This window comes from Microbacterium sp. FW305-3-2-15-F-LB2 (genome assembly GCF_058787255.1).
The window spans coordinates 16,915-29,104 of record NZ_JBYSZO010000001.1; the positions used below are offsets into that span (position 1 = coordinate 16,915).

Annotated in this window: 12 protein-coding genes and 1 tRNA gene; 4 read left to right on the forward strand and 9 right to left on the reverse strand. The window is 69.6% G+C overall.

Annotated features, from left to right (window positions below; translation table 11 throughout):
* Positions 1–17: 17 nt before the first annotated feature.
* Genes AC3WLZ_RS00100 through AC3WLZ_RS00125 form a run of 6 tightly spaced genes read right to left on the reverse strand, consistent with a single transcriptional unit; the run spans position 18 to position 7,194 of the window.
* Positions 18–1,760 carry a serine/threonine-protein kinase gene (locus tag AC3WLZ_RS00100; protein WP_492468544.1) on the reverse strand — a complete coding sequence of 581 codons (1,743 nt, stop codon included), beginning with the start codon at positions 1,758–1,760 and terminating at the stop codon, positions 18–20.
* On the reverse strand, positions 1,757–3,226 hold the full coding sequence (locus AC3WLZ_RS00105) for a peptidoglycan D,D-transpeptidase FtsI family protein (RefSeq protein WP_412923119.1): 1,470 nt from the start codon (positions 3,224–3,226) through the stop codon (positions 1,757–1,759). Before AC3WLZ_RS00105 ends, AC3WLZ_RS00100 begins: the two co-directional genes overlap by 4 nt.
* A gap of 46 nt (positions 3,227–3,272) precedes the next feature.
* Positions 3,273–4,673 carry an FtsW/RodA/SpoVE family cell cycle protein gene (locus AC3WLZ_RS00110; RefSeq protein WP_412923120.1) on the reverse strand — a complete coding sequence of 467 codons (1,401 nt, stop codon included), beginning with the start codon at positions 4,671–4,673 and terminating at the stop codon, positions 3,273–3,275.
* On the reverse strand, positions 4,670–5,908 hold the full coding sequence (locus AC3WLZ_RS00115; RefSeq protein ID WP_412923121.1) for a Stp1/IreP family PP2C-type Ser/Thr phosphatase: 1,239 nt from the start codon (positions 5,906–5,908) through the stop codon (positions 4,670–4,672). Before AC3WLZ_RS00115 ends, AC3WLZ_RS00110 begins: the two co-directional genes overlap by 4 nt.
* A 9-nt stretch (positions 5,909–5,917) precedes the next feature.
* Positions 5,918–6,460 (reverse strand): FHA domain-containing protein FhaB/FipA, encoded by a 543-nt coding sequence (locus AC3WLZ_RS00120; protein WP_492468546.1) that lies wholly within the window; start codon positions 6,458–6,460, stop codon positions 5,918–5,920.
* Positions 6,457–7,194 (reverse strand): FHA domain-containing protein, encoded by a 738-nt coding sequence (locus tag AC3WLZ_RS00125; protein ID WP_412923123.1) that lies wholly within the window; start codon positions 7,192–7,194, stop codon positions 6,457–6,459. The genes AC3WLZ_RS00120 and AC3WLZ_RS00125 overlap by 4 nt, the downstream gene beginning before the upstream one ends.
* A 153-nt stretch (positions 7,195–7,347) precedes the next feature.
* Between AC3WLZ_RS00125 and AC3WLZ_RS00130 the strand changes: the two genes are divergently transcribed.
* Positions 7,348–7,431, forward strand: a tRNA-Leu gene (locus AC3WLZ_RS00130).
* A gap of 124 nt (positions 7,432–7,555) precedes the next feature.
* On the opposite strand, the gene AC3WLZ_RS00135 is transcribed toward AC3WLZ_RS00130, so the two are convergent.
* Complete coding sequence (locus tag AC3WLZ_RS00135; RefSeq protein WP_492468547.1) at positions 7,556–8,704, reverse strand: MFS transporter; 1,149 nt, start codon at positions 8,702–8,704, stop codon at positions 7,556–7,558.
* Positions 8,705–8,726: 22 nt separating this feature from the next.
* Between AC3WLZ_RS00135 and AC3WLZ_RS00140 the strand changes: the two genes are divergently transcribed.
* The 3 genes from AC3WLZ_RS00140 (at position 8,727) to AC3WLZ_RS00150 (ending at position 11,296) form a co-directional block, all read left to right on the forward strand.
* Complete coding sequence (locus AC3WLZ_RS00140) at positions 8,727–9,299, forward strand: TetR/AcrR family transcriptional regulator (RefSeq protein ID WP_492468548.1); 573 nt, start codon at positions 8,727–8,729, stop codon at positions 9,297–9,299.
* A 61-nt stretch (positions 9,300–9,360) separates the two neighbouring features.
* Positions 9,361–10,617, forward strand: coding sequence for a sensor histidine kinase (locus AC3WLZ_RS00145; protein ID WP_492468549.1), 1,257 nt, complete (start codon positions 9,361–9,363; stop codon positions 10,615–10,617).
* Positions 10,610–11,296 carry a response regulator gene (locus tag AC3WLZ_RS00150; RefSeq protein ID WP_492468550.1) on the forward strand — a complete coding sequence of 229 codons (687 nt, stop codon included), beginning with the start codon at positions 10,610–10,612 and terminating at the stop codon, positions 11,294–11,296. Before AC3WLZ_RS00145 ends, AC3WLZ_RS00150 begins: the two co-directional genes overlap by 8 nt.
* Positions 11,297–11,543: 247 nt before the next feature.
* Here the strand turns inward: AC3WLZ_RS00150 and AC3WLZ_RS00155 are convergent, their stop codons facing one another.
* Entirely contained in the window at positions 11,544–11,897 is a 354-nt protein-coding gene (locus tag AC3WLZ_RS00155) for a UBP-type zinc finger domain-containing protein (RefSeq protein WP_492468551.1), read from the reverse strand.
* A gap of 1 nt (position 11,898) precedes the next feature.
* Positions 11,899–12,174, reverse strand: coding sequence for a hypothetical protein (locus AC3WLZ_RS00160; RefSeq protein ID WP_492468552.1), 276 nt, complete (start codon positions 12,172–12,174; stop codon positions 11,899–11,901).
* Between the last annotated feature and the right edge of the window lie 16 nt (positions 12,175–12,190).

A 12,190-nucleotide genomic window follows, 5' to 3' on the forward strand; every position in this document is an offset into this window, starting at 1 on the left:
GGATCGGGATCTGCGGGTCAGCGGCTGGCGCTGGGGCTCGGTGACGGGGTGTTCTCCCCCGCGATCTGGGCCGATGCCTCGCCCGAAGGACCGGCCGTCCGGTTCGTGCCCGAGCAGCTCACCGTGTAGGTCACCTGGAGCGTCTGGCCGGGCGAGTTGCTCACCTGAAGCTGAGCGCTGCGGGAGTCCGGCGGGAACGACGACGTGGACTGCCCGTTGTCGAACGTGCCGCGCGTCGCGGTGAAGTTGTACGACGTGACGTTCCCCGTGCCCGAGGGGCAGGTGTACTGCTGCCAGGAGACCTCGACGGTGCCCCCGGCCGTGGCCTGGGCCGGCTGCAGCGTGGGGGTGGCCGGCGTCGGCAGGGGCGTCTCTTCCCCGAACACGCGCAGCGTGATGATCGTGCCCGCGGGGACGCGACCGGTGGGGGTGACCGTGTCGACCGTGCCGACCTGTTCGGGGCTGGTCGCGGCGTTGCCGGTCTCGCAGTTGGCACCGAGATTGTTGTTGCTCAGGATGGTGCTGGCCTCATCGCACGACTTGCCCGGAAGCCCGAGCGAATTGACGTCGACGAGCTGCGAGGTCTGGGACGGCGACGCCGAAGGACTGGCGCTCTGGGACGGCGTGGCCGAACTCGGACCAGCGCTGGTCGGCGCGGGCTCGGGGGCGCTCTGATTGCTGAGCACGGCGAAGAGAGTGCCGCCGAGGACGAGCAGGAGGAGCAGGATCAGGGCGACCAGCGGCCACGTCCACGGACTGCGCTTCCTCTGCGGGCGCGCATCCGACTCGGTGTGCTCCTCGGCGAGGAGCGACGTCGCGGCGGGGGCGGGAAGCAGACGCGTCGCCGCGGAGGTCTGCCCCGCGGTGAGCAGCTGCGTCGCCTCGTCGGCGACCGCGACACCCGCGGCGATCGCGGGCACGGCGCCGGCGGCGGCGGCGAGGTCGCCACGACGCAGCGCGGTCGCCGCGCGCGAGACGGCCGCGGCCGAGGCCGGACGGTCGTCGGGCTTCTTCGCGATCATCGCCATCACGAGGTTCTGCACCGGCACGGCCACCGTCGGCGGCAGCGGAGCGGGCTGCTCGTTGATCTGCGCCATCGCGATCGCGACCTGCGACTCGCCCGTGAAGGGGCGCTTGCCCGCCAGGCACTCGTACGCGACGATGCCGAGCGAGTAGATGTCGGTCGCGGGGGATGCCGGGTGGCCGGACGCCTGCTCGGGGGAGAGGTACTGCACCGTGCCCATGACCTGGCCGGTCGCGGTGAGCGGCACCTGGTCGGCGATGCGGGCGATGCCGAAGTCGGTGATCTTCACGCGACCGTCGGGCGTGATGAGGAGGTTGCCCGGCTTGATGTCGCGGTGCACGAGGCCGGCGGCGTGCGCGGCCTGCAGGGCCGCGGCCGTCTGCGCCACGATGTCGAGGGTCTTGTCGGTCGACAAGGATCCCTCGCGCTCGAGGATCGTCGAGAGCGCCTCGCCCGGGACGAGCTCCATCACGAGGAAGGCGCTGCCGTCCTCTTCGCCGTAGTCGAACACGCTCGCGATGCCCTCGTGGTTGACGAGTGCGGCGTGGCGGGCCTCGGCGCGGAAGCGCTCGAGGAACCCGGGGTCGCCCATGTACTCGTCTTTGAGGATCTTGATCGCGACGGTACGCCCGATGACGTGGTCTGTCGCTTCCCAGACCTCGCCCATTCCGCCGATCGCGATCCGCGAATCCAGCTCGTAGCGTCCTCCGAAGGTCACTCCTTGCGTCGGTCTCATTTGCCCAGCACCGCCTCCATGACCTTCTTCGCTATCGGGGCGGCGATCTCGTTGCCGCTCCCGTTCTGCCCCTGGCCGCCGCCGTTCTCCACCACAACAGCGACAGCGACCTTCGGGTCGTCCGCCGGGGCGAAACCGGTGAACCAGAGAGTGTAGGGACGAGTGTCGTTCTCTGCCGTGCCGGTCTTACCCGCCACGTCGACCCCGTCTATTCTTGCATTCGACGCCGCGCCGTCCTGGACGTTCGCCTTCATCATGGTGACCATCTGGGCCGCGACATTCGACTCCAGCGCACGACCGAATTCGCTGTTCGCGCCCTCATCGCGAACCGACAGGTCGGTTCCGATCACCCGGTCGATCATTCGCGGGTTCATCACCACGCCGTCGTTCGCGATGCCGGCCGAGACCATCGCCATCTGCAGCGGCGTCGCCCGCACCTGTCCCTGTCCGAAGCCGCTCAGCGCCGTCTGCGGTGCGTCCAGGTTCGAGGGGTAGGTCGAGGGTGTCGAGGTGAACGACGTCGACGACGGCGTCAGCGAGAACGAGGTGTTGAAGCCGTACTTCTCGGCCTCCGCGCGGATCGCGTCGTCTCCCAGCTCGACGGCCAGCTCCGCCATCGGGATGTTGCAGCTCAGGCGCAGGGCCGTGGCGATCGTCACGGTGTCGCCGCCGCCGCACGTGCCGCCTCCGGCGTTGCTGACGACGCTCGAGGACTGGGGCAGCGTGTACGACGCGACGTTCGGGAACGATGAGTCGGGCGTGTAGCGACCGGATGCCAGGGCGGCCGAGGCCACGACCAGCTTGAACGTCGAGCCGGGCGGGTTGAGGTCGCCCTCGATCGCGCGATTGATCAGGGGCTGCGACGGATCCGCGGCCAGCTGGTCGTACGCGGCGTTCACCGCATCCGGGTCGTGCGAGGCGAGCGTGTTGGTGTCGAAGCTGGGCTTGGACACCATGGCGAGGATGCGGCCCGTCGAGGGTTCGATCGCGACGACGGCGCCCTGCTGGTCGCCGAGCGCGTCCCATGCGGCGCGCTGCACGTTGGCATCCAGCGAGAGTTCGACGTTGGATCCCCGGGGCACCTGGCCCGTCACGGCGCGATCGATGCGCGAGAAGAACTGGTTCTCGTCCGAACCGCTGAGCACGGCGTTCTCAGCCGACTCGATCCGGGTCTTCGCGTCGAGCACCGGGTTCATATAGCCGGTCACCGGTGCCCACATGGCGGCATCCGTGTACTCGCGCTGCCAGCTGTAGACGTCGCCGGAGGGGACCGATGAGGCGATGGCGGTGCCGCTGGCGATGATGGACCCGCGCTGGATCTCGTACGAGTCGTAGAGCGCCCGGCGGTTGCCGGGGGTGTTCGCGAGGTTGGCGGCCTGGCCCACCTGGATGACGCTGGTGGAGACGAACAGCGCGAGGAACATCGCCAGCATGACGATGCTGAGGCGTCGGAGCTCTTTGGTCACGGTGCCTCCTCCGGGGTGCGGCTGCGGGTGGGTGCGGGCGTGTTCATCAGCCGATCACCACCCGCGGGCGGCTTCGCACGGCATCGGAGATGCGCAGCAGGAAGGCGACGATGATCCAGTTCGCGACGAGCGAGGACCCACCGGCCGCGAGGAACGGCGTGGTGAGACCGGTCAGCGGGATGACCCGTGTCACGCCGCCGACCATGATGAACACCTGCAGGGCGATCGTGAACGAGAAGCCGGTGGCCAAGAGCTTGCCGAAGTCGTCCTGACCGGCCAGTCCGACGCGGATGCCGCGGCTCGCGAACACCATGTACAGCGCGAGGATCGCGAAGAGTCCGACCAGGCCGAGCTCTTCGCCGATGCTCGGGACGATGTAGTCGCTCTGCGACAGGGGCGTGATGTACGGACGGCCCTGACCGAGACCGGTGCCGAAGAGGCCGCCGTGCGCGAGACCGAAGATGCCCTGCGTCAGCTGGTAGCTTCCGCCGTCGGCGTCGACGACGGCGGGGTTGAACGCGTCGAGCCAGTTCGTGAAGCGGCCGTTCACGTACGGGAGAACGCGGGATGCGAGGAACGCCCCGGTCGCGGCGAGGATCACACCGATCAGCACCCAGCTCGTCTTGCCCGTGGCGACGTAGAGCATCGCGACGAACATTCCGAAGATGAGCAGACCCGTACCGAGGTCGCGCTGCAGCACGATGATGCCGAGCGAGACGAGCCAGATGATGAGGAGCGGGCCCAGCTCCCGGGCGCGCGGCCACGTCATGAAGAGGAACCGCGTACCGGTGGACGTCAGGCTCTCGCGGGTGCGAACCAGGTAGCCGGCGAAGAAGATCGCGAGGGCGATCTTGGCGAGCTCGCCGGGCTGGAACGACACGAAGCCGAGCGAGACCCAGACGTCGGCGTTCTGCTCGGTCCCCAGGCCCGGGACGAACGGCAGGAGGAGCAGCAGGATGCCGATCAGCCCCGACAGGTACGTGTACCGGAACAGCACGCGGTAGTTGCGGACGAAGATCACCACGAGCAGGGCGGCGACCAGCGCGATGGCTGCCCAGGCGATCTGGCGGATGGCCGTGGCATCCCACCCGTTCAACCCCACCGCGAGGTCGATCCGGTAGATCATCGCGATGCCGATGCCCGTGAGGACGGTGGCGATGGGAAGGACGAACGGGTCGGCATCGCGAGCGCGCAGTCGCAGGACGACGTGCGTGATCAGGGCGAGGAGAGCGGGGACGCCTGCGAGCAGCAGGTAGCCCCACTCCACCGCGCCATTGACGCCGAGCTGGACCAGCACGATCGCCGAGCCGTAGACCGCGATCGCGAACAGCAGCAGACCGAGCTCGCGGTTGCGTTGCTTGGCGGGCGTGCGGATCTTCTTCAGCGCGCGCATCACCGCAGTGTCGGTGGACACCTCGCCGGTACGAGTCAGTTTCTGGTCGGTCATCCGGTGGCCTCCGGTTTCGGACGCAGACGATCCACGATCTGTTCGGCATCCGCCAGCGAACCGGCCGAGACGGTGGTCTGCACGGTCTGTCGGTCGAAGTCGGAAAGACCGGAGAGCTCGATGCCGGTGTCTTCGTAGACGGATGACAGCGAGATGGGCCCGAGGGACTGCTGAACGCCGCGGTAGATGACGACCGTGTCGGTGTCGGCGCCGACGTAGTAGCGCGTCTGGGTCCAGGCGTACCCGGCGAACAGTGCCCCCGCGATCGCGGCGAGGACGAGGATGAGCGCCGCCAGCCAGCCCAGACGGCGGCGACGGGCGCGCCGCCGGTCCTCCTCGATGAGCTCCTCGAGGAACTCGGCGGCGGGTTCGAAGTGCGTCGGTTCGTTCGCCGCCTGGCGAGCCGAATGCAGCCACGGCGACCGTGCCGCCCGGACGGGAGGGACCACGACGCCGCTGGGATTGGAGGCCGAACCGACGATCGTGGGGGTTCCGATGAACACGGGGTGTTGGCCGCCCACGTCGACGATCACGACCGTGACGTTGTCGGGCGCGCCGCCGTCGAGCGCCTGCTTGAGCAGCGCGTCCGCGGTGCGGGCGGGCGGCATGCCCTGCGCGAGCGCCTTCGCGGTGTGGGCATCGTCGACGACGCCGGAGAGGCCGTCGGAGCACAGCAGCCACCGGTCGCCGTCCTGCGTCGGCATGATGAACGTGTCGACCTCGGGGTCGGGGTCCATGTCGCCGAGGACGCGCATGAGGACCGAACGGCGCGGGTGGTACCGCGCCTCTTCGGGCGTGATGCGTCCCGAGTCGACGAGCCGCTGCACGAAGGTGTGGTCGGTGGTGATCTGGGTGAGCGTGTCGTCGCGGTACAGGTACACGCGCGAGTCGCCGATGTGGCCGATGACCGCGTAGTCGTCGACCATGATCACCGCGCTGACGGTGGTGCCCATGCCCGCGAGCTCCGGACGCCGCGCGACCGTGTCGATGAGGTCGGTCGCGGTGTCGGCCAGCGCGTCCCGCAGGGCATGCTCCGCTTCGGTGGTGCTGGGGAAGGGCCGGTCGAGTTCGGTCAGACGCGAGATCGCCAGGCTCGAGGCGACGTCACCCCCCGCGTGACCGCCCATGCCGTCGGCGACCACGAAGAGATTGGATCCGGAGTACCCGGAGTCCTGGTTGTTGGAGCGGACCTTGCCCGTGTGGGAGATGGCCGCGCTCGAGCCCTGAAAGACCATGGAGGGGGGTTACTCCCGCAACTCGAAGGTCGTCGCGCCCACCTTGATCGGCGCACCCACCTTCACCTGCACGGGGGATGCCACGCGCACCCCGGCGTGCGTGGTCCCGTTGGTGGAGTCGAGGTCTTGCAGCATCCACTGGTCGCCCCACAGGACGAGACGGGCGTGATGACTGGAGGTGTAGTCGTCACGGATGACGAGGCCCGACTCGCTGGACCGGCCGATCGTGAGGGGCTCGGTGCCGAGCGGGAGCTCCAGCCCCGCCTTCGGACCGCTCGTGATGACGATGCGGGAGACCGATGCGGTGGTCGCGAGGCCACCCGCGGCGGCCGGCGCGGGGGCTGCGGGTCGCTTGACCTGCGTCGTCACCGCGTTCGGCCCGGCGGTCGGTGCCGCGGCCGCCGGAGCGGGAGCGGATGCCGAGGGCTCGGGCAGCTTGCGCACCTTCACACCGAACAGGTCGGCGCGGAGCGAGTACACGACACCGAAGACGAAGAACCACAGCAGAACGAGGAACCCGCCCTGCAGAAGGAGAAGAGTCAGCGGACTCATGACAGGGGCCCCCGCTCCTGAGCGTCGAACAGCTGCGTCGCATCGGATGGCGCCGCTCGCCGTGCGGTCTGCGCCTGAGCGACCACACGGAAGACGATATCGGTGCGACCGATCGAGATTCTCGAGTCGGGCGGAAGCGCGGCCTCCGAGACCTTGCGGCCGTTGAGGGTCGTGCCGTTCGTGGAGCCCAGGTCGCGCACCATCGCGCGCTCGCCGTCCCACAGGATCTCGACGTGCTTGCGGCTCGTACCGGCGTCGGGGATCGTGATGTCGGCGTCGCTGCCGCGCCCGATGACCGTGCGGGCCTTGACGAGCGGGTGGCGCGTTCCGTTGATGTCGACGACGCCGCGCCACGACACCTGGCCCTCGCTGGTGCGGGACTCGACGCGCAGCGTGCCGGTCGACAGCGAGGTGTCGCGCTCGATCGAGATCGTCACGGGCCCCGCGAACGAATAGCCCTGCGTGCGCGCATGCTTCTTGACCAGCGTGTCGAGTTCGGACACGAGCGTCGAGCCGAGCGCGCTCATTCTCTCGTCGTCGGCGGGGGAGAGGCGCACCGAGAACGCGTTCGGCGCCAGGATGCGGTCACGCGTGACCACCACGGCGTTCTTGTCGAGCTCGCTCCGCAGCGCGGAGGCGATCTCCACCGGCTGGATGCCACTGCGGAAGGTCTTCGCGAACGCACCGTTGACGGCGCGTTCGAGACCCTTCTCGAAACTGTCGAGTAGTCCCACGAGACTCCTTCGGGCAGGCAGACCAGTAGCCACATCGTAGTCAGCACGCCTGGACAGGTCATGGATGCCGCCGTCGAACACGGTTCATACGGCGCGTAGGGCCGTGATATTCTCGGGAAGTTGAGTGCGCGGCATCCGTGCACGAAACGAATCGCGCGAGTGGCGGAATAGGTAGACGCGCTGGCTTCAGGTGCCAGTGCCCGCAAGGGCGTGGGGGTTCAAGTCCCCCCTCGCGCACAGAAAGATGAGGGGCTCCGGGTTTCCCGGAGCCCCTCATCTTTGTCTGCGGGGTTGGGCTCGCGCTGCTGGCGCGTCGGCCTCGCCGCTGTCCGCCGGAGGCGGCGAGCCCGCGCGGAATCGGTCATCCATGACGTCGAAAACCCCGAAGCGCCGGGAGTGCTGCGAGGGCGCAGACGAGGGCCCCGGCCCCGAACGCGGCGGCCGTTCCGCCCGCCGCCGCGAGAGCCCCCAGCACCGCAGCGCCGATGCCTTGACCGATCACCAACATGATGAACAGCACCGCGGTGCCGGAGGCCGCCCGGTCGGAGTCGATGTCGGTTGTCCAGGCGATCAGGGCGCCCGTCGCGGACGTATACGCCCAGCCGAAGACCACACTCATGAGGATCGCCCCCGCGACCGATCCCGCCGATCCGGCGAAGGCGAGCGTCGCGATGGCGCCGACGGCCGCTGTGACCGCCCATGCGCGGCGAGCGGACCACAGGGAGATCGCCCGCGCCGTGGCAACGACCGCCGCGCCACCCACCCCGAGAGCGGTCCAGGCGAGTAGGGAGACGGTGTCGTCGAGCCCCGCGTCCACGAGCAGCACCCGTCCGAACGTCCACACCGCGGCGGAGCCGACGCCGAGGAGCAGGGCGGCAAGGAGTGGGGCGCGGTGGAGAGCGAACCACGATGCCGGCGGCGGCGGCATCCGCTCGCGGCCCGAGCGGAGACGCCTCGTGAAGATGAGGACGGCAGCTCCCGCGAGAGCGCTGACCGCCGAGGCGACCCACCACGCCGTGCGCCAGTCCGGGAGCAGGGCGATCGCGAGCAGGCTGGCCGCGACCAGTCCCGGGCCGGTGCCGGAGTTGGCAATCATCTGCGCGCGGGGGTGCGTGCGAGTGCCGGGATGAGATCGCAGAACGGCGACGACGGCCGGGGACGCCAAACCGGCACCGGCGGATCCGAGGACGGTTGCGCCCGCGAAGACGCCGACTCCCGGCGCGAGAGCGACGCCGCCGGCCCCGAGAGCCGCGGTCGCTGCGGCTGCGACGATCATCACGCGCGGTACGCGCGCCGCCGCGGCGAATCCCACGAGTGCGCCGACCACGTACATCGCGGAACCGCCGGCGGCGATCATCCCTCCGACGGAAGCATCGAAACCGAGCTCGCGCTGGGCGTCGGGAAGGACCAGCCCGAAAGAAAGGCGCACGAGTCCGTACGTCGCGGCGATGAGCGCCAGGCACGCGGCGATGACGGGGGTCGGCCTAGATTTCGATAACGTACGTTTCACTTTGCGAGTCTAGGATGAGAACGTGGGGATCCGCGAGCGAACAGAGACGAAAATCCTCGATGCGGCCGAGGAACTGTTCTTCGCGCGCGGAATCGCGGCCACTCCTGTCGACGCGATTCTTGAGACCGCGCGGGTATCACCCGCGACGTTGTACCGCGGATTCGCCAGTAAGGACGCCCTGCTCGCCGCCGCGCTCCGCCGTCGGCACGCGACCTGGATCGCGGAGTGGGACGCCGCAATCGGGGCGGCGGCATCGCCCGAGGATGCGCTTCTCTCGGTCTTCGATGCCCTCGATGCTTTCCGCTCCCGTCCGGAGGGCGCACGGTGGTGCGCTTTCCTCGGAACGGCGGCGGAATACGCCGACCCACCGGCGGAGATCGCGGCCGTCCTCGATCTCGAGACGGCAACCTACCGCGAGCGGCTCACGAGCCTCGCGGATGCCGCGGGGTTGCATGAGCCGGCAGAGGTCGCCGCCCGCCTCCTTCTCATCGTGTCGGGCTACCTCGCGATGCGACTGCGGTCGCCCGAGCTGACAGCGCGCGACGCGCGCGGCATCGCGCGAACGGTGGTCGCCGAGGCCCGGCGGCGCGACTGAGGTACGACGTCGAACCGCGTCCGGATGGCGGTGCGACACCTTCGCCCGGTAGGAAGGTGCGATGGACAAGGTCGCCAGCCCCCGGGTCGTCTCGGTGATGCGCTCGCCGCTGTTCGCGGTCGTCGTGTTCGTCGCCACCGTCGTGCAGGTGTGCGCGGTGCCCGTGTTGTCGCTGCTCGGCGGCATCGGGACGTGGGACCACGCCCTTGCCCCGGTCGTCGTGATCGCCCTCACGATCGCGGTGTGCGCGGTGCAGGCGGCCTGCCTGACGCTCGTGGCATCCCGCCCCGTCTTCGCGATGCTCGCGATCATCGTCTGCTACCTGCTCGTCGCGGTGGCCCTCGGTGTGCCGAACTGGGCTCGTCCCATGTACCTCGTCATCGCCATCGCGATGTTCGCCGTCGGTAGCGCCCGGCCGATCTCGGTGGCCGCCGCTTGGGCCGCGTTCGGTGTGGTGGGTGCGAGCGTCGGCCTGGCATCGTGGGCGGCGAGCACGGGAACGCCCGCCAACATCGTGATCGGGTTCCTCCTCACCGAGGGAACGGCGCTGGCATCCACCTCGTTCGCCGGTGTCGCGCTCGGGATCCTGTGGGCTGTGCTGGATCGACGTGCAGCCCGGGAGCGGCAACGGGTCCTGGAGCTCGAGGAAGAGCAGTCGGTCGCCATCGAGCGCTCGCGGGCTGCCGAGCGCGGGCGGATCGCTCAGGAACTGCACGACGTCGCCGGGCAGCACCTCGCCGGTCTGGTCTCGCTGTGCGACGCCTCTGCTGAGCTCGCGCCGACGCATCCGCAACGCGCACTGCAGTTGATCGAGGAGGTCCGCGCCGAGGGGCGGTACGCGGCGGCCAGCCTCTACGGTGCGCTCGGAGATCTGCGTGCCGTCGACGCGGTCGCGCATGCGCCGACTCCCGACCTGCGCGACCTCGATACGCTCGCCGGGTTCTGGCGTGAGCGCGGGATGGGCGTCTCGGTCGAGACCCGCGGCGACCTCGACCTCGCGCCCGTGGTGGTGTCGGCGACGGCCTACCGCGCGGTGCAAGAGGGACTGTCCAACGCCGCGAAGCACGCGGCCGGTGCGCCCGTCGCGGTGCGGCTGGCGGTGGAGGACGAGCGGCTCCACGTGAGCGTCGAGAACGGAGCCGCGCGGAACGCCCGACCCGGCGAGGACGACCTCGGACTCGGCTGGGGCCTGGACACCCTGCGCGACAGGCTCGCTCTCGTGGACGGATCGCTGGACGCCTCCGGCGACGGCGTGGGCGGGTGGCGCCTCACGGTCGACATCCCGTTCGCCCACGCGCGGGAGACCGTGCGTGACTGACGGCGAGCCTGTCCGTGTCCTCATCGCCGACGACAACCGCACGTTCCGGCGCGGGGTGCGTCTGCGACTGGAGAACACCGACGGCATCGCGGTGGTCGGCGAAGTGGCCAACGGGAGGGATGCCGTCGCTGCCGCGCTGAGCGAGGGTCCCGACGTCGTGCTCATGGACCTCGAGATGCCCGGGATGAATGGCATCGACGCCACGCGCGCGGTGGTCGAGGCATCCGGAGGTTCGGTCCGGGTGATCGCCCTCACCAGCCACGGCGAGGATCATCTCGTGCGTCGCGCGATCGCCAGCGGCGCGAGCGGCTACCTTTTGAAGACCCACGACAGCGCGCAGCTCGTCGACGCCATCCGTGCTGCCCATCGCGGCGATGCGCTGGTGTCTTCGCGCGTGACCCGTACGCTTCTCGCCGGAGTCGTGCAGCACAGAGCGACGGAGGAGGACCGGGTCAAGCTGGCATCCCTCACCCCCTCGGAGATCCGGGTCGTGAAGCTGCTCAGCGAAGGGGTGACCTCCAATGAGCAGGTCGCCGCCGAACTCGTCGTCTCGGTCAACACCGTCCGCTCACACATCCGCGCGTCGCTGGGCAAGATCGGCGTCGACGACCGCACTCAGCTCGCGCTGTGGGGCGCGCGGATGACGGAGGATCTGGGGCGCTCGGACGGGCGGGTCTGACACCTCGTGTCGAACGGGCCGCCGCCGGGCGAGGCCCCCAATCCCGACCCCCGCCCGACTGCGATGCCCGGCCGCCCGGGCCGTGCGCGAGATCACGCGCCGAAAGCCCGGATGACCGGGACGCATCTCTCTGCGCAGAAGCTAGCGTGCGCGCAGCCGACCATGGGGCGCCCTCCGGTGCCGATCGTCGGAATATCGCGGCGACGCCCGCCACTTTTCTCGCGAGAGATCATCCGAATGGATGAGGTCAGCCGCCGAGCACTGCCCGCCAGTTGGCGGGCACGCGCCCGGCCGGCCCCGGAGTCGGCTGACTCGAGGGGTGGCTGCGCGGCGCGGCCAGGAGCGGCCCGTCGATGAACGCCTCGGTGCGGTAGTCCCAGAACCAGTCCTCGCCGGGCTCGAAGCTCTGGATGACCGGGTGTCCGCTGGCGTGGGCGTGCTTCGTGGCGTGCCGATTCAGCGAGTCGTCGCAACAGCCGATGTGACCGCACTCCGCGCACCGACGCAGGTGCAGCCACCAGGAGCCCTCCGCCTCGCACTCGACGCAGCCGGTTCCGCTCGGCGGAACCTCGGGTCGGATGGCATCCGTCTCGCTGGTCATCTCACTTCTCCGCCGTGTAGTACCCCGCGTTGCGGAGAGCGCGGCGGATGTCGAGCACCATCTGCTCGTCGATGTCCTTGTGCCGCGGCGGTGAGAGGAAGAGGACGTCGTCGCCGAGTCGCACCTTGAGCTTGCCGTCGTGCTCGTCGGTGACCTCGCCGACCTCGCGCAGCAGCGACACGATGTCGTGCCATTCGAGGTTGTGCGAAGTCGGGTGCTGCTCCAGGTGGTACAGCGTGTTGCGGTGGTTCTCGGCCAGGTCATGCGTTTCGGACATGGAACTGCTCCTCGGT